Annotated in this window: 17 protein-coding genes; 11 read left to right on the top strand and 6 right to left on the bottom strand. The window is 53.8% G+C overall.

Annotation, left to right across the window (positions count from 1 at the left end):
- Window positions 1-15: 15 nt before the first annotated feature.
- Both gatC and PJE062_RS25055 read right to left on the bottom strand, forming a co-directional pair.
- A complete protein-coding gene (gene gatC, locus PJE062_RS25060) occupies window positions 16-303 on the bottom strand; it encodes an Asp-tRNA(Asn)/Glu-tRNA(Gln) amidotransferase subunit GatC (protein WP_008552959.1) in 288 nt (95 codons plus the stop codon).
- A gap of 147 nt (window positions 304-450) precedes the next feature.
- Window positions 451-1,668, bottom strand: coding sequence for an MFS transporter (locus tag PJE062_RS25055; RefSeq protein WP_008552929.1), 1,218 nt, complete (start codon window positions 1,666-1,668; stop codon window positions 451-453).
- An 81-nt stretch (window positions 1,669-1,749) separates the two neighbouring features.
- Here PJE062_RS25055 and PJE062_RS25050 point away from each other — a divergent pair, with 81 nt between their 5' ends.
- The 4 genes from PJE062_RS25050 to PJE062_RS25030 all read left to right on the top strand — a co-directional run bounded on the left by PJE062_RS25050 (window position 1,750) and on the right by PJE062_RS25030 (window position 4,797).
- Window positions 1,750-2,715, top strand: a complete 966-nt coding sequence (locus PJE062_RS25050; RefSeq protein ID WP_037038228.1) for a GlxA family transcriptional regulator — start codon at window positions 1,750-1,752, stop codon at window positions 2,713-2,715.
- Window positions 2,715-3,260, top strand: coding sequence for a TetR/AcrR family transcriptional regulator (locus tag PJE062_RS25045; RefSeq protein WP_008553012.1), 546 nt, complete (start codon window positions 2,715-2,717; stop codon window positions 3,258-3,260). The genes PJE062_RS25050 and PJE062_RS25045 overlap by 1 nt, the downstream gene beginning before the upstream one ends.
- A gap of 195 nt (window positions 3,261-3,455) precedes the next feature.
- A complete protein-coding gene (locus tag PJE062_RS25040) occupies window positions 3,456-3,929 on the top strand; it encodes a YHS domain-containing (seleno)protein (RefSeq protein ID WP_008552995.1) in 474 nt (157 codons plus the stop codon).
- 394 nt (window positions 3,930-4,323) lie between these two features.
- Window positions 4,324-4,797, top strand: a complete 474-nt coding sequence (locus PJE062_RS25030) for a YHS domain-containing (seleno)protein (RefSeq protein WP_008552977.1) — start codon at window positions 4,324-4,326, stop codon at window positions 4,795-4,797.
- Between the two features lie 165 nt (window positions 4,798-4,962).
- Here the strand turns inward: PJE062_RS25030 and PJE062_RS25025 are convergent, their stop codons facing one another.
- Together PJE062_RS25025 and ung are read right to left on the bottom strand one after the other, a co-directional pair.
- On the bottom strand, window positions 4,963-5,700 hold the full coding sequence (locus tag PJE062_RS25025; RefSeq protein WP_008552931.1) for a metal-dependent hydrolase: 738 nt from the start codon (window positions 5,698-5,700) through the stop codon (window positions 4,963-4,965).
- A gap of 136 nt (window positions 5,701-5,836) precedes the next feature.
- Window positions 5,837-6,505: a uracil-DNA glycosylase gene (gene ung, locus PJE062_RS25020; RefSeq protein WP_037038231.1), complete on the bottom strand. Its 669-nt coding sequence runs from the start codon at window positions 6,503-6,505 to the stop codon at window positions 5,837-5,839.
- A gap of 152 nt (window positions 6,506-6,657) precedes the next feature.
- Between ung and ruvX the strand changes: the two genes are divergently transcribed.
- Together ruvX and PJE062_RS25010 are read left to right on the top strand one after the other, a co-directional pair.
- Window positions 6,658-7,155 (top strand): Holliday junction resolvase RuvX, encoded by a 498-nt coding sequence (gene ruvX / locus PJE062_RS25015; protein ID WP_008552975.1) that lies wholly within the window; start codon window positions 6,658-6,660, stop codon window positions 7,153-7,155.
- A gap of 163 nt (window positions 7,156-7,318) precedes the next feature.
- Window positions 7,319-8,257 (top strand): AEC family transporter, encoded by a 939-nt coding sequence (locus PJE062_RS25010; protein ID WP_008552979.1) that lies wholly within the window; start codon window positions 7,319-7,321, stop codon window positions 8,255-8,257.
- Here the strand turns inward: PJE062_RS25010 and PJE062_RS25005 are convergent.
- Entirely contained in the window at window positions 8,242-9,897 is a 1,656-nt protein-coding gene (locus PJE062_RS25005; RefSeq protein ID WP_008552928.1) for an acyl-CoA dehydrogenase family protein, read from the bottom strand. The genes PJE062_RS25010 and PJE062_RS25005 overlap by 16 nt on opposite strands.
- Before the next feature lie 134 nt (window positions 9,898-10,031).
- On the opposite strand from PJE062_RS25005, the gene PJE062_RS25000 reads away from it, so the two are divergent.
- From PJE062_RS25000 to dprA, 4 genes are all read left to right on the top strand, one after another.
- A complete protein-coding gene (locus PJE062_RS25000) occupies window positions 10,032-10,991 on the top strand; it encodes an aspartate carbamoyltransferase catalytic subunit (protein ID WP_037038224.1) in 960 nt (319 codons plus the stop codon).
- 13 nt (window positions 10,992-11,004) lie between these two features.
- Window positions 11,005-12,309: a dihydroorotase gene (locus PJE062_RS24995; RefSeq protein ID WP_008552935.1), complete on the top strand. Its 1,305-nt coding sequence runs from the start codon at window positions 11,005-11,007 to the stop codon at window positions 12,307-12,309.
- Window positions 12,310-12,432: 123 nt separating this feature from the next.
- A complete protein-coding gene (plsY, locus tag PJE062_RS24990) occupies window positions 12,433-13,050 on the top strand; it encodes a glycerol-3-phosphate 1-O-acyltransferase PlsY (protein ID WP_008553005.1) in 618 nt (205 codons plus the stop codon).
- A 5-nt stretch (window positions 13,051-13,055) separates the two neighbouring features.
- Window positions 13,056-14,249, top strand: a complete 1,194-nt coding sequence (gene dprA / locus PJE062_RS24985; protein WP_008553003.1) for a DNA-processing protein DprA — start codon at window positions 13,056-13,058, stop codon at window positions 14,247-14,249.
- A 12-nt stretch (window positions 14,250-14,261) separates the two neighbouring features.
- On the opposite strand, the gene PJE062_RS24980 is transcribed toward dprA, so the two are convergent.
- Window positions 14,262-14,492 (bottom strand): hypothetical protein, encoded by a 231-nt coding sequence (locus PJE062_RS24980; protein WP_008552926.1) that lies wholly within the window; start codon window positions 14,490-14,492, stop codon window positions 14,262-14,264.
- 292 nt (window positions 14,493-14,784) lie between these two features.
- Between PJE062_RS24980 and topA the strand changes: the two genes are divergently transcribed.
- Window positions 14,785-17,580, top strand: a complete 2,796-nt coding sequence (topA, locus tag PJE062_RS24975; protein WP_008552945.1) for a type I DNA topoisomerase — start codon at window positions 14,785-14,787, stop codon at window positions 17,578-17,580.

The following is a 17,580-nucleotide window of genomic DNA, read 5'->3' as shown; positions in this document are numbered from 1 at the left end:
TGTGAAATCGGGCGCTTATTCAACAACTTTAGGCACGGTGAAGAAGTTGTCTTCATGTACCGGAGCGTTGGAAACAACCTTGTCCGCATAACCGCCATCGGTCTGGCCATCTGCGCGCTTTTTCATGGACTGCTCAACAACAGAGGTCATTGGCTCAACGCCCTCAATGTTCACTTCGTCCAGCTGCTCAACAAAACCAAGGATCGCGTTCAGCTCACCAGTCATTTTCTCTGCCTGCTCGTCATCAACCTTGATGCGAGCCAGCCCGGCAACACGTTTTACGGTGTTCAGATCAACCGACATGTTTCACTCCGAAATTATGGGGGCAAAAGACTGCCCTCCTCGAACTCTTGAGGAAGAGCTATAAACACAAAAAAACAGCAGAACAATCACTGCCCTGCTGTTCATCCCTCATATTCTCATTATTACGGAACCATATGGTACCGATTATCAGGAGGCATACTCCGGTTGCCTACCACGAACACCAGCCACCACCAGCCACAACGCCAGTGCCAACAACAGCGGAAGGGCTGAGAGTGAAAGCCCTGCCCAGCCAACCGTGCTGTACAAGATACCCGTTGAAAGAGCAGAGATCGCGGAAACCAAAGCCACCACAGAGTCATTGGCGCCTTGCGCAAGAGGCGCATCTTCCGGGGCCACAACTTCAACCAAGCGGGACGTTGCCCCAATAAACCCGAAGTTCCAGCCAATACCGAGCAAGATCAAGGCCACATAGAACGCCCACAGTTCAACACTCAGCGCCCCAATCACGCCAGCTGCCGCCAACATCAGCAGACCCAGCACCATCACGGAGGTCGTTCCGATCCGGCGGATGATATAGCCAGTCACAAAGCTCGGCCCGAACATGGCCACCAGATGCCAGCGGATCACATCACTGGATTGCCCAACGGAGAAACCGCAGTACTCCATGGCAAGCGGTGTAGGAGACATCTGCATGGTCATAAAGCCAAAGGATAGCCCAGCGCAGGCCGTAGCACTCCAAACTGCAGGCCTCCGCAACACTTTCAGGGACTCCACAAACCCTTTGCTTTGCCCGGGGTTCTTCAAGACCGGCGGCAAACGCAAACCCAAAACGGGCAGAGCACCAATCACGGCAACACCTGCCAAGGCCAGATAGCTGCCAACAAACGGAATAACACCGCCGACATCCTTCACAACACCAACAAGGCTTGGCCCCAGCAAAGCAGAAAGCAGCCCCATGGACATGCTCAGGGAAATCGCCATGGGCTTCCACTTTTCGCTCGCGCTGTCAGACGCAGCAAAACGCATGAAGGTATAAGCCGCGGTAGCAATACCCAGCAGAACATGCCCAGCCAGCAAAACAACGAACTGATTGGTATAGAGCGCATAAACACACAGCAACGATCCAACAATGCTTAAGCCTACGCCCAGTAAGATGCCTTTCTGCCGACCATAGCGCCCCATAAACAGCGAGATCGGTGTGGCAAACAGGAAGTTGCCAAACATCTGCAGCGCCAGTGGCACAGTCGCCATGGTAGGATGCGGAGCAAGATACGACCCAGCAAGCGCGCTGATCGCAATCAGAATTGGCATCTGCATGGAAAGGATTGCCGTTGCAATCAAAATGAGCGGAAAGTTGCGGGCTCTATACGTTGCCCCCTGCTCCGCCACCTCTGAAAGTCCCATAGTAATTCCTCGAAGAAACTTTGACGGCCTTGAAAATACCGCCTACAACAATTGGCAGTTAGGACATTCAAGCTTCAAATCATGCCAAACACGCAACTTGAGCAACATCGTCACATTGATGCACTCGTGTATCACGGTATCAACCTTCTGGATCTGGCGGGCCCTATGCAGGCTTTCTGGACGGCGGACAGTTATCGACCCAATTATAAACTCAGGATTCTTTCCGCTGACGGACAGCCTATAGAAACACAGCCCGGGATCAAGATTGCAGTTGATGGAACGTTTGCCGATTGGAACCCAGACGCAGACCTCCTCATCCCCGGTGGCCGCATTGATAAAGAGCTGGGCAGCGGCACCCTCCGCCCACTGCTTAAAGAAGCTGCAGCAAGAACAAATGGAGAGCGCATCATCTCTATCTGTTCGGGCGCACTTATACTGGCAGACTCCGGCATTCTGGAAGGCAAGCAAGCCAGCACCCATTGGAGCCGCGCATCCACGGCACAATCTGAGTTTCCTGATGTGGACTGGCAGCTCAATCAGCTCTTCGTCAACTCCGGCAACATCTATACCTCAGCAGGTGTCACAGCAGGCATCGACCTGACTCTGCACCTTATAGAGAAAGACCTAGGCTCAGCCATCTCACTGAAAACGGCGCAAGAACTGGTGGTCTATCTGCGCCGCAATGGTGGACAAGCTCAGTTCTCCTCCGCTCTCTCCCTGCAAGCCGCCGGACAGTCCAACATCGCCAAACTCTCAGAAATCATCCTGTCCGAGCCGGAAGCAGATTGGACCATCGAGAAAATGGCACAATCCGCCGGTGTTTCAACCCGCACACTGCATCGCCGTCTGAAAGAAGATATTGGCGCCACACCAGCCCAGTTCGTGGAACGCTTGCGACTGGACCTTGCCAGAACCGCCTTACTCAAACGCAGCTCTATCAAACAGGCAGCTCATCTTTCTGGTTTCGGTCACATTCAAAACCTTCGCCGCGCCTTCCAACGCAACTTCGGCATCACGCCCTCTGAGTACGTGGAAAGGTTCTCCTGATGCCAGAGCAAACCACCAAGCGAGGTCGGCCGCAAAACACAGAGCTCACACGCCAGATCCTCAGCACAACCCTCAACACTCTGGCAAAAAACGGCTATCACGGCACCTCTACCCAGCAGATTGCAGAGCTGACTGGCACATCCAAGCAGGCCCTCTACCGCCGCTGGCCCAACAAGGCAGCACTGGCGCTTGAAGCCTTGCGCTACGGGTTTCGGCAGGTGCCACCAGTCTATCCGGGCATGTCTTCGTTTCAGAACGATCTACTGGAAGCAGTCACTAGCAATCTGACAGCCCTTCACGACACACCTTTGGGTACCGCATGGCTCACCTTGCTGGCAGAACCTTCGTTATCGGAGGAACTTACCCTGATTGAAGGCGAACAACGTACCCACTTCAGACAGATATTTGTCTACTGGAACACCACTGCAACCATGGAGACAAGCATCGACCAACTTCTCGGTTTTGTGTTTTTCACCAGCCTCGTCCGTGGAAGAAAACCGTCACTAGGTGAAATTACAGAGTTAATTCAGAGCGTTACAAGCTGATCATAAAAAGTAAAAGCCGCTCTCCTCTTGGTGAAGACACTTGATTGGCACTTGTACACCCTCCTGAGGCAATAAGATTGCACCTCGCAAGAACGGGCAATTTCCGCGGGCCGAGGTTGTCGAGCAAACACAGCATTCTTCCTGACCTAGCTTTGTTTGTGCGGCGAAATTCATTGTTTCATTGAGGGTAATATAATGAAAATCAAATCCATCGCTGTTGCAGCAGCCATTGCAGGTGCAGCCCTGTCCGCAAGTACATTCGGCGCATTCGCTGATGAAATCTCCACTTACACCTCTGGTGGCTACGCAATTGGCGGCACCGATCCAGTTGCATATTTCACTGAAAACAAGCCTGTTCAGGGTAAAGCAGAATTCACCGCGCAGTACGACGGCGTAACCTGGAAATTCTCCAGTGCTGAAAACCGCGACAAGTTCGTTGCAGACCCAGTCAAATTCGCTCCTCAGTACGGTGGCTGGTGTGCAGTTGGCGCGTCCTTCGGCAGCAAGCTCGAAACCAAGCCAGAGCTCTGGGACATCGTTGACGGCAAGCTCTACCTCAACGCTCACGATGGTGCAGTAAAGCGCATGCAGTCCCGCACAATCGAAACCATCACCAATGCAGATGCGAACTGGGTTGATATCCGCGACGTTCCTGCAGACAAACTCTAAGTTTCCATCAGCGCATATGCTGCAGGTAGGCGATGCCTAGCGCCTATTCCGATATCTCCCCAATTCTCATGGCAGCATATGCGTTGAGCCCTAGAGAAAGCCGCAGATCTTCTGTGGCTTTCTTTTGTTTGGGGAGCTGTTCCTCGAAGAAACCAGCCTCACAAAATTGCTCAGCACCTTCAGCAAGTTACCCCGTTCCGCACATGCCTTACAGCGAGTAATCCACGGTCTCACAACCAGTTCGCAAAACGGTGATGAAGCGTTATTGGCCTTCCTCCCGCCATTCCCGCATATTGAATTCAAGACATAGATAAAAACAGGTGCCTCCCCATAAGCACCTGGTAAACCAAACAGGCCAGACTTGGCTTTACATATCAGCCCGAAGGAGTTGCCCATGCCGATCAAATCTTCAGTTCTTGCAGTTGGACTTGCCCTGTCAGCAATTGTAACTGTTCCGATGACGGCAATGGCCGATGAAATTACCAACTTCGTCGAAGAAGGTTATGCAATCAAGGGAACAGACCCTGTTGCTTACTTCACTGAAGGCAAGCCAGTTGCAGGCAAAAAAGAGTACTCCACACAGTACCAGGATGTGACCTGGCTGTTCTCATCTGCAGAAAACCTCGACAAGTTTAAAAAGGATCCGGCTAAGTACGCGCCTCAGTACGGTGGCTGGTGTGCAACTGGTGTGAGCTTCGGCGTGAAAATTCCGATCCAGCCAGAGCAGTGGAAGATCGTTGACGGCAAACTTTACCTGAATGCCCATGCAGGTGCCCAGCGTCACTTCCTCAAAGACCCGAACGCTTCCATCGCCCGGGCAAATGAAAACTGGCCAACGATCATTCACACGCCAGAAGCTGACCTTTAAGCGAACCCAACCCAAGCTCCCTTGAAGGCCCATTCCAGTCACGCGTGCCCCCAACAAAGCGTGACCCCGCGGTGAAAGCAAAAAAACGCGGAATGTGTCCCTTTCAAACTCAAAAGGCCTCAGTTCATGCTGAGGCCTTTTCTTGTTTAAGCAGTGCGTATCCGGTCAGGACGCTGCCACATTGTTGTTCACCGTTACTGTTTCACCCGGCTTCAGCTCAGCCACACGAAACGCATCATCTCCCATGCATTCGGTAAACTGATCCGCACTCTGATCTAGGATTGGGAAAGTACCATAGTGGCAAGGAATAATAGTCTGGAACTCAAAGTAACGCTGACAGGCCATAGAAGCTGTCCGCCCTCCCATCGTGAAGCGATCGCCAATCGGCACGATACCGATTTGAGGCCGGTAAATCTCGTTGATCAGCTCCATATCGGAGAAGATATCCGTATCCCCCATATGTAACAGTGTTGGCTCATCCTCAGCCATCACCACCACACCTGCCGGATTGCCCAGATACACATCCGCAACGCTGCCTTCAGTGTCGAAAGAACAAGCCGAACTGTGCACCGCATTGGTCAGCGCAACACCAAAAGGCCCCATATTCACGCAGCCGCCGTGGTTCATGGGATTGATCTTCTCAATCCCCTTATCCTGCGCCCACATGCAAATTTCCCAGTTTGCAGTCAGCGTCGCACCGGTGGCTTTCAGAATATCGATGGTATCGCCCACATGGTCATCATGGCCGTGGGTCAAAAGAACGTGGTCTACACCTTCACTTGCCTGCTCAACGCTCATCCCTTCAGGAAAGCTCGGATTACCAGACAAGAACGGGTCAATCAGCAATGTTGCCCCGGGAATGTGAACCTTGAAAGCAGAATGGCCCAGAAACTGTAAATCCATACTACCAATCCCCCCAATGCGGCACGCCAAAAACCGGCGTCCTCCATCATACCTAAAATATTATCTAGACTAGTAGGGATTTGGTTACACAACCCTTAAATGTAACTGATCAAAGGCAAAACACCGACCAATGCCTCTAAGAGATCTGCCAGTCGATCTCTTTAAGACCATGCTCTCGCAAATATGCGTTGGTTTTAGAGAAAGGTGCTGAACCAAAGAAGCCGCGCCGGGCAGAAAGTGGAGACGGATGCGCACTCATCAAAACCAGATGCTTGCTCTCGTCAATCAGCTCCAGCTTCTTCTGCGCATGTGCGCCCCACAGGATAAACACCAGATGCTCCCGTATATCTGAAAGGCCCTTGATCGCAGCATCTGTGAACGGCGCCCATCCTTTCTTGGCATGAGATCCAGCCTTCGCCTCCTCCACGCTCAAAGACGTGTTCAACAACAACACACCTTGCTCTGCCCAATGGGTCAGACAGCCATGAGAGGCCGGAGCAAATCCAAGATCACTCTCCAGCTCTTTGTAGATGTTGCGAAGAGATGGAGGCAGCTTGACACCTTTGCGAACCGAAAAGGAAAGCCCATGCGCCTGCCCTTCTCCGTGATAAGGATCTTGCCCAAGGATAACGACGCGCACATCACGCAGCGCAGCCGCCTCAAAGGCTGCATAACAGTCCGCAGCAGGAGGATAGATCGTTTTGCCTGCGGCAGCTTCCGCATCCAGAAAGGCCTGAAGCTTCTGAAAGTATGGCTTCTCCATCTCAGGAGCCAAAATACCCTGCCATCCCGCTTCAAACTGCATCTGTGTCACACCTGTCTCCACCTGCTCTATGTTCTTATGTCCATACCTTTACCAGAACAGCTGCCCATCAGTTCTTCTGGAAACAGCATGTCCCCGAGAAAAATATGGATTACCCGCTTGGCGTTGCTCGCAAGCCGTGCTAACCCGCCGCCATGGCAAATGATCCTTCACTATCTCTCGAAGATTTCTGCGACGCGCTTTACGACGATGATCGCCTGATCGGTATTGACCTTGGCACCAAAACCATTGGTCTTGCTCTCACCGATTCCGGCCGTCAGATCGCATCACCGCTGGAAACCATCAAGCGCAAGAAGTTCACGCAAGACGTGGAGCGTCTGCTCGATCTTTGTCATGAGCACGGTGTATTCGGCCTTGTCATCGGCCTCCCCCTCAACATGGATGGCACCGAAGGCCCACGCTGTCAGGCAACCCGTGCCTTCGTTCGCAACCTCGCCCAGAAGACGGAAATCCCAATCACATACTGGGACGAACGCCTCTCAACAGCAGCCGTGACTCGCACACTCATCGAAGCCGACCGCTCCCGTGCCCGTCGCGCCGAGCTCGTCGACAAGATGGCTGCCACATATATCCTGCAAGGCTTCCTCGACCGCGTAAACTACGGCGGCACCTCGCTCTTCGACGAAGAGTAAACACCCGTGCCAACAACACTTGAGAAAATTTAAGGCACCCTGCGCTTTACCACTCTGCTTTTTTCAGGCTACGTGAATAGACGGATACGCGCGTCAACGCGCTCTTCCTCCATCCACTTGCAAGGACTGTTTTCGTCCGAGCAACAGCCTGAAAAGCACACGCATGTTTTCTGCCCTGTCAGCCATCATCTCTGTCCTGCTCCTCACAGCCACGGGATGGTTCCTCCGCCACCGCAATCTCATTCCGAGAGAACGCTGGAGCGGTATGGAAGATCTGGCTTACTGGGTTCTGTTCCCCGCCATCATCCTGATCAACGTGGGAACCTCTGACTTTTCAGCGATGCCGGTCATCGAGATCACCATCTCGGTACTGGGAACCTTCTCAATACTGGCAGTGCTCTGCCTCGTGCTTCAACCAGTCCTCAAACAGAAGTTCGAGATCTCTGGCCCTCGCTTCACCTCAATCTTTCAGGGTGTCGTGCGCTGGAACGGGTTCGTCGCTATGGCGATTGCGGCCAACAGCTTTGGGGATGAAGGTGTGGCACTGGTCGCTGTGATCATGGCGATTATGATCCCGGCTGCAAACCTACTTTGCGTGCTGATCCTATCCATCTATGCAGGTGGCTCTGCACCCTCCCCCAAATTGCTGGCAAGAGAGCTGATCAAGAATCCCTTCATCATCAGCGTGGCAGCGGGTGGATTGATCAACGCCTCGGGCGGCCAGATCCCTGAAGTGATCGCCAACTACCTGACATTTCTGGGAAGTGCTGCTCTACCGATTGCAGTGCTATGTGTCGGCGCTGCGTTGGATCTAGGCGCTCTGCGTCGTCCCGGCCCAGCGCTCACATCTGCGCTCTTGCTGCGCAACGTACTTGCCCCCGGCATTGCCTTAAGCTTTGCGCTCACACTTGGACTGGACGAAATCTCAGCAACCATCGTTACACTGGTCTTCTCGGTTCCAGCGGCTGGTGCGAGTTATGTTCTGGCAAAAAAAATGGGCGGCGACGCTAAACTGATGGCCGAAATTCTGACCCTTCAGACAGTCGCCGCCGCAATCACTATTCCAGCGTGGTTATTGGTCGTGGCTTACTTGATTGGGTAAAGCCACTCCAGAATGCCCATCGCATCATAACGCGCATCCAGCATGCCATAGCTTGAACGCCACTGGCCAGCCATACGGGTTTCGATAAACGCATTGGCAATCGCCGCAGGAGCAACTTCCTTCAGCGCTGCAGCAGCAGCCGTAATCGCCAGCTGTTCAGTCAGCAAACGTGCACCGCCCTCGTCTTCCAGACAAGTACGCGCAGCAGCCTGCAGCACTTCAACCGAAACCTTACCAGCAGGTCCGAGATCCGCTTCCAGCATACCAAGAACGTTCATGAAGCTGTCGGGTGTACGGTGCATGGCCCGCAGCAGATCCAGCGCCATGATGTTGCCGGAGCCTTCCCAGATGCTGTTCACAGGAGCTTCACGGTAGATACGGGCCATATCGTGGTCTTCCACGTAGCCATTACCACCCAGACATTCCATCGCTTCAGCCGCTACGTTCTCTGCACTCTTACAGATCCAGTACTTGGCCGCTGGTGTGATGATCCGCAGGAAGTCAGCTGCCTGACTGTCCTCACCTTCCTGATCCATGCAATGCGCCAGCTTAAGCGCAAGTGCTTCACTGGCCGCCATATCCAGAGACATGTCTGCCAGAACACGCTGCATCAAAGGCTTCTCGATCAGACGAGCACCAAATGCACTGCGATTGGAGGTGTGATGAACCGCTCTGGAAATCGCCGCACGCATAAGCGCAGCTGAACCAATGCAGCAGTCAACACGAGTCGGCGTAACCATCTTCAAAATGGTCTTGATGCCCTTACCCGCTTCACCAACAAGGAAGCCAACAGCATTATTGAACTCAACCTCAGAAGACGCATTGGACTTGTTACCCAGCTTGTTCTTCAGACGCTGGAAGTCCAGCCCATTCACTTCACCGCTTTCAAGAATACGCGGTACGAGGAAACAGGTCGGCCCTTCTTCCAGCTTCGCCAGCACGAGGAACGCATCACACATCGGTGCAGAGAAGAACCATTTGTGGCCGTTGATCACGTAAGTATCGTCGGAAACTTTTTCCGCACGGGTGATGATCTGGCGCAGGTCAGAACCACCCTGCTTCTCGGTCATACCCATACCAAGGCTGACGCCCATCTTTTGGCTCGCAGGACGGAAGCGCTGGTCATACTTGCGGCTTAAAATGCGTTCGTTCCAGACTTTGGCAAGCTCAGGAGCCTGTGTCAGAGCCATGGCAGACGCATTGGTCATGGTCACCGGACAAAGATGCCCGCCTTCCACCTGGCTCATCACGAAATACTTGCGGGCGCGGTTATAAAACGCACGGTCTCCACCCGGCTCCATGGACTCGACGGACGCACTGTGCAGGCCAGCTTCAAACGAGCGGCGCATCAGCGCATGGTAGGATGGGTGGAACTCGACAACATCTAGGCGGCGACCATATGGATCGTGGGTTTTAAGCACCGGTTCATTAACATTTGCCAATCTGCCCAGATCCAGTGCATCTGCGGCTCCACACTGCTCACCAAACTTGATAAGCTCTTCGCGTGCAGAATCGTTGGACCCTGTACCACCCAAATCAGCAAGGAGAATTGGATCACTCTCGGCAAGGTTGTACCCACAATATGGCGGGGCCTGATTGATCACCCCTGTCGTCATAGTGGCTTGTGAAACTTTATCCATTTTTCCTCCCGCGAGTTGCCCCAGCGATTTTGATAGGTTACCGCGCACGTTGCAACTGCGATTTGCACAATAAAAACTATACATCCGTTGAGCTCTTTACGAACTCGGTGTTTCTGCCTATAGAAGGGTCTTCGATGAGCAAGAATATCACACATCGATCCTCAGCGTTCCCGCATCGCCATCTCCTCGGTATCGAGGGATTGCAGCCTCCCCACATTAATTACCTGTTGGACCTTGCCGACGAAGCCGTCGAAGTCTCCAGACAGGTAGAAAAGCAGAAAGCTGTTCTGCGTGGGCGAACGCAAATCAACCTCTTCTTTGAGGCTTCCACCCGCACCCAATCTTCTTTTGAGCTTGCAGGCAAGCGTCTGGGCGCGGATGTGATGAACATGTCGGTCTCCACCTCATCGGTGAAGAAAGGGGAAACCCTGATCGACACAGCTGCAACCCTGAACGCAATGCGTCCTGACTTGCTGGTTGTTCGCCACCACGCCGCAGGTGCAGTTCACCTGCTGGCTCGCAAAGTCGGTTGCGCGGTCGTCAACGCCGGTGACGGCCCTCACGAACACCCAACTCAGGCTCTGCTGGATGCCTTGACCATCCGCCGCCACAAAGGAACCCTCGGTGGTCTGACAGTAGCCATTTGCGGCGACATCCGCCATTCCCGCGTCGCGCGCTCCAACATCATCCTTCTCTCCAATATGGGAGCCCGCGTGCGTGTCATAGCTCCCTCTACACTACTGCCCTCTGGTATTCATAGTATGGGCGTAGAAGTATTCACAGACATGCGCGAAGGACTTAAGGGCTGCGACATCGTCATGATGCTGCGTTTGCAACGCGAACGTATGAGCGGCGCCTTTGTACCATCCGTTCGTGAGTATTTCCGCTACCACGGTCTGGACGCAGAAAAACTCTCCTATGCAAAACCTGATGCTCTGGTCATGCACCCCGGTCCAATGAACCGCGGGGTGGAGATCGCCGCAGAAATCGCAGATGGCCCACAAAGCCTGATCCGCGAGCAGGTGGAGATGGGTGTTGCAATTCGCATGGCAGTGCTTGAAGCGCTCGCTCAAAACCTCCCTGACAACGTGTAAGAAGGACAAGCGCATGATCAAGAATGTGAACCCGCTGGTCCTGACAAACGCCCGCATCATTGACCCCGCCAACGGTGTTGACGAAGCCGGTGCAGTGTTCGTTCAGGACGGAAACATCGTCGCCGCCGGCGCAGATGCCCTCAATCAGGGCGCTCCAGAAGGCACAAAAACCATTGACTGCAACGGCGCCGTCGTCGCTCCAGGCCTCATCGACATGGGCGTTAGTGTTGGCGAACCCGGCGCAGAACACCGCGAAACGCTGGAAAGCGCCAGCCGTGCAGCAGCCATCGGCGGCGTAACCACCATCCTCACCAGCCCAAACACGGACCCGGTGATCGATGACCCGGCTCTGGTGGACTTCATGCTCCGCCGCGCCCGCGACACAGCCATCGTCAACGTCCACCCAATGGCCGCCCTCACAAAGGGACTGGCTGGCAAGGACATGAGTGAGATCGGCCTGCTCAAGGAAGCTGGGGCTATCGCCTTTTCCAACGACAGACTGCCAATCACCAACTCCTCTGTTCTGGTCCGCCTGTTGACCTACGCCCGCGACTTCGACGCGCTGGTGGTGCATCAGGCGCAGGACAAGGATCTGGCAGGCTCTGGTGTCATGAACGCAGGCTTGCGCGCTTCATGGCTGGGTCTCGGAGGTATCCCACGCGAGGCCGAGTTCGTCGCAATCGAGCGCGACATGCGCCTCGTTGCCATGGCAAAGGGCAAGTATCACGCCCGCCTGATCTCCTGTCCACAAAGTGCAGAAGCTATACAGAAAGCCAAGAACGAAGGCCTGAACGTGACGTCAGGCATCTCCATCAACCACCTGACGCTTAATGAAAACGACATCGGGCCATACCGGACTTTCCATAAAATGTCGCCGCCGCTGCGCACGGAAGATGATCGTCAGGCTATGGTCAAGGCACTGGCAGATGGCACAATCGACATCATTATGTCCGATCACAACCCACAAGATGTGGAAACTAAGCGTCACCCCTTTGCAGAAGCCGAAGATGGTGCTTTAGGGCTGGAAACAATGCTTGGAGCTGGAATGCGCCTCGTTCTGAATGAGGACATCTCACTTTCCAAACTGCTTGCAACAATGACCTGCAATCCAGCGGACCGTCTTGGTCTTCCTGCCGGTCGCCTTTCCAAAGGCGCACCAGCGGACCTGATCATCTTCGATCCGCAAAAGCCATGGATTGTAGAAAAAGAGAAAATTCGGTCCCGTTCAAAGAACACGCCTTTCGAGGATGAAACTTTAACAGGCCGGGTTTTGACAACCATTGTTGCAGGCGGCATCCTAGATCATGACGCAATTTAACGCACTCTTCTGAACAGCCTCAAAAGCTCAGAACAGATCCCGCGTTACGCAAGAAAGTTTAAAGCAGTGTGCTCAGCCCAACGGCAAGGCACACTGCTTTAATGCAACAACTGGAGAACACCCGTGCCTGATCCAATCAGCTGGTCCCTTGATTTACCCTACTATCTGGCTGCATTGGCCTTTGGCTATTTACTTGGCTCCATTCCGTTTGGCCTGCTCTTCACAAAAATGGCAGGTCACGGCGATATCCGGAACATCGGTTCTGGCAACATCGGCACCACCAACGTACTGCGCACTGGCAGCAAAAAACTTGCTGCCCTCACCCTGCTTTGCGACGCCCTCAAAGGCACGGTCGCCGTTATTCTCATCAGCCTCTACATGGGCAATGACGCAGCCCTGATCGCAGGTCTCGGTGCTTTTCTCGGCCATCTCTTCCCGGTCTGGCTGAAGTTCAAAGGCGGCAAAGGCGTTGCAACGTATATCGGCATTCTGCTTGGCATTTTCTGGCCGGTGGGCGTCATCTTCATCGCCATTTGGATCGCCACCGCCTACATCACCAAGTTCTCATCCCTGTCAGCACTGGTGGCAAGCCTTGTCACTCCCTTTATTCTGCTGGCTTTCGATCAATGGCAAATTGCGCAAATGATGGGAATACTCAGCATATTGCTATGGGCAAAACATCACGAGAACATTGCCCGCCTGCTGAAAGGCAAGGAAAGCAAGATCGGTTCCAAGGGATGAGTTGAATGGAGACAGCCACCAAAAGCCGGGCACCACACCTAAGTGACACCCAACGGCTCGCGTGGCTTCGTCTCATACGCTCCGAAAATGTAGGTCCAAGAACCTTTCGTGAGCTCCTCAATCATTTCGGCTCAGCACAGGCAGCACTCGATGCCCTGCCAGAACTCTCAAGAAGAGGCGGTAAGAAATCTTATCGCCTTTTTTCACAGGACAAAGCCGAAGCAGAACTGGCTGCTCTTTATAAGATAGGCGCTCGCCTCATTGCTTTAGGCGAGCCAGCCTACCCACCTCTCCTCAGACATATAGACGCGCCGCCGCCTTTGTTGGCTGTTCGGGCCAGAGACCCGCTCCAGCAGGAGCTCACCGGTACGCAGAAAACTCTGGCCATCATCGGCGCCCGCAACTGCTCCGCGGCTGGAGCCAAGTTTGCTACCCAGCTGGCAGGTGAACTATCAACTCAAGGCTTCACGATCATCTCCGGCCTCGCCCGAGGCATAGACAGCGCCGCACACCATGCCGCATTGTCATCCGGCACCATCGCAGCCTTCGCTGGCGGCATCGACACAGTCTATCCCAAAGAAAATCTGGAACTTTTTTCATCCATGATTGCCACCAATGGTGCCGCAATTTCCGAAATGCCCATCAGCTGGCAGCCGCGAGCACGGGATTTCCCCCGCCGCAATCGCCTTATCTCGGGAATGTCATTGGGTGTCATCTTAATTGAAGCCGCAGAAAAATCCGGCTCTCTCTACACCGCCCGCTACGCCTTGGAGCAAAACCGCGAAATCCTGGCAGTCCCCGGTTCACCTTTGGATCCGCGCTCTGTAGGCGCAAATAAACTGATCCAGCAAGGCGCCGCCCTAGTTCAGTCTGTTGATGATGTACTGGATATCATGGAGCCAAAGATCTCCATGTCTCTGCCCTTACATCAGGGCATTGAAGAGCCCACAAGCAACTGGCCCAAGCTGGACAGCCCTGACACCAACAGCCCGTCTCCCCCGCTCAACGCCAACGAACAGGACAGGCTAGCAGTCATCGATGCCTTAAGCGAAACACCCATAGATCAGGACGAACTGCTGCGTTTCACAGGCGTTTCCTTGCAAACGCTTCAGCTCATCCTGTTGGAAATAGAACTAGCTGGGCGACTAGAACGGCACAAGCCCAACAAGCTTTCCATGATCCACACAGGCACCACATAATAATGTGGGTGATCACTCCGCTTCTAAAGCTGCATCGGCCAGCTCGGGGGGCTCTTCTTCCTCTGAAGCTTTGCCAGACCGCGCTTCCGCTTCCTTCTGCGCAAGCAGCAATAAGTACCCAAGCAGATCCAACCTGTGTGTTCGCGCCATGTCACTCAATTCACGACACATTTTGGCGCAGTACTCGGCCACATCGTGAGTTTCGATTGTTCTGTCATTTTTCGGCAACGGGTATTTACGCAAGCTTTTTAACCTTCTTATGCAACCATGACACAAGCCTCACATGGCAAAAAGCGCTTTGCAATCTGAGGGTTATAGCAACTAATGCAATTACCTTAGGTTGTATATTTTATCAAGCACAACCAAAATATGACCCAAGGAAAATTAAGGGAGTGGCTTTTCCGCTCTTGACCAATTGATCTGAAAAGGCCATTTGACAGCCGCGAAGTCATCCGAGATTGTGTCGGTTCGACTCATAAAACGGTTTTTGATTTATCAATTCCAAGACGAGATTTACGCGAAAGCCAGGAAATCAATGAACGTAGTCATTGTGGAATCACCGGCGAAAGCCAAGACCATCAACAAATATCTGGGCAAGGACTATACAGTTCTGGCGTCCTACGGCCATGTGCGCGACCTGCCTCCGAAGGACGGCTCCGTATTGCCGGACGACGACTTTGCCATGTCCTGGTCTGTGGATTCCAAATCTCAAAAGCGCCTGTCGGAAATCGCCAGCGCGGTGAAGGAGGCTGACCGCCTTATTCTCGCAACTGACCCCGATCGCGAAGGGGAAGCCATTTCCTGGCACGTCTTGGAAGTTCTGAAAAAGAAACGCGTCCTGAAGGACAAGAAGATTGAGCGCGTGGTCTTCAATGCGATCACCAAAAGTTCCATTCTGGAAGCGATGAAAAATCCGCGCGAACTGGATGAGCCGCTTGTCGATGCTTATTTGGCCCGCCGCGCACTGGATTATCTGGTAGGTTTCACCCTCTCTCCTGTTCTGTGGCGCAAGCTACCGGGCGCTCGCTCCGCAGGTCGCGTGCAATCTGTTGCACTGCGCCTTGTGTGCCAGCGCGAGAACGAGATTGAAACATTCCAGTCACAGGAATACTGGTCCATTCTGGCAAACCTGAACACACCGGAAAACGCTCCGGTACAGGCACGCCTGACAGGCTTTGACGGCCAGAAGATCACACGTCTCGACATTAAGAACGAGCAGGAAGCCACTACAATCAAGCAGATGCTTGATGGAGCAAGCTTCCAGGTTTCTAACGTTGAGAGCAAGCCACAGCGCCGCAATCCATACGCGCCGTTCACCACCTCCACCCTTCAGCAGGAAGCTTCCCGTAAGCTCGGCTTTGCAGCAGCGCGCACCATGCAGGTTGCGCAGAAGCTTTATGAAGGTGCCAACATTGGCGGTGAAACAACCGGCTTGATCACCTATATGCGTACAGATGGTGTGCAGATCGCTCAGGAAGCTATTACAAGCGCCCGTGGTGTTATCGCATCCCGTTATGGCGATGAGTACGTGCCTGAAAAGCCGCGTATGTACTCTTCCAAAGCGAAAAACGCTCAGGAAGCGCACGAAGCGATCCGCCCGACTGATCTGACCCGTCACCCACGTGACATGGCAAAGTTCCTCGACGAAGACGGCGCACGCCTTTACGAGCTGATCTGGAAGCGTACCATCGCCTCCCAGATGGAATCTGCCGTTCTGGAACGCACCACAGTAGACATTGATGCTGTAAACGGCGCTAAGAAAGCTGCCCTGCGCGCATCTGGCTCTGTTGTTCGCTTCGACGGCTTCCTCACCCTTTATCAGGAAGGTAAAGATGATGAGGAAGACGAGGAAAGCAAGCGCCTACCACCAATGACACGAGGCGACAGCCTTGGTCGCAAAGGCATTGAAGCCAACCAGCACTTCACTGAACCTCCACCACGCTTCACCGAAGCAACATTGGTGAAGAAGATGGAAGAGCTCGGCATTGGCCGTCCGTCCACATATGCTGCAACACTGCAGACCCTGCGTGATCGCGGTTATGTAGAACTAGACAAAAAGCGCCTGATCCCACAGGACAAAGGCCGTCTGGTAACGGCATTCCTTGAGGACTTCTTCAACCGCTATGTGGAGTACGACTTCACAGCGAGCCTTGAAGACCAGCTCGACAAGATTTCAGCCGGTGATCTGGAGTGGAAAGCCGTTTTGCGTGACTTCTGGAACCCGTTCCACGAAATTTGTGATGAGGTGATCAAGCGCTCTAACACAGAAGTGCTGGATGCTCTGAACGAAACCCTCAAAGCACACGTCTTCCCGGATAAGGAAGATGGTTCGGATCCACGCAAGTGTCCGAAGTGTGATACCGGTCGCCTGTCTTTGAAAGTCTCCCGCTTCGGCGCGTTTGTTGGCTGCTCCAACTACAACAAAGACAAAAAAGACGGCAAAGAGCCAAACGAGAACCCACCACACTGCGATTACACCCGTCAGCTCACCTCTGGTGGAGATTCTGATGCAGGTGCAGCAGCGGATGGACCACAGGTTCTGGGTATCGATCCGGAAACTGGTTTGGAAGTCTCCTTGCGTACTGGCCGTTTTGGTCCATATGTACAGTTGGGCGAAGAAGCAAAACCAAAGCGCTCTTCCCTGCCACGCGGCTGGAGCGTTGCCGATCTGGATCTGGAAAAAGCTCTTCAGCTTCTTTCCCTGCCACGCGAAGTCGGCACACACCCGGAAGATGGCAAGACCATTTCCGCAGGTCTGGGCCGTTTCGGTCCGTTCGTCCTGCACGATGGCACCTACGCCAACCTGGATAGCCCGGACGAAGTCTTCTCTGTCGGCATCAACCGCGCCGTAACCCTGCTTGCTGAAAAGCGCGCGAAGGGTGGAGGCCGCGGAGCTGCTGCAAAACCACTCAAAGAGCTGGGCGACCACCCGGATGGCGGCGCCATCAACGTATACAGCGGTCGTTACGGCCCATACGTGAAGTGGGAGAAGATCAACGCAACCCTGCCAAAGGACGTTGCACCGGAAGCTGTCACGCTGGAACAGGCCATTGAGCTTGTGAACACAAAAGCAGCAACCAAAGGAAAGAAAAAAGCACCTGCTAAGAAGGCAGCTGCAAAGAAAACAACTGCCAAGAAAGCAGCGCCTAAAGGGGCACTGAAAGAATTTGGCGACCATCCGGATGGTGGAGCGATGGAGCTGCGTGACAGTGGCCGCCTCGGTGTCCGGATCAAATGGGGCAAGGAGTTCGTCTCCCTGCCAAAAGGAACAGACCCGGAGACGGTAACCCGCGAACAGGCAATTGAGCTGATCAACGCGAAGAAGGGTTAA

Origin of the sequence: Pseudovibrio sp. JE062, from assembly GCF_000156235.1 — a bacterium.
Taxonomy (GTDB): domain Bacteria; phylum Pseudomonadota; class Alphaproteobacteria; order Rhizobiales; family Stappiaceae; genus Pseudovibrio.
This window is presented reverse-complemented; position numbering and strand designations above follow the sequence as displayed.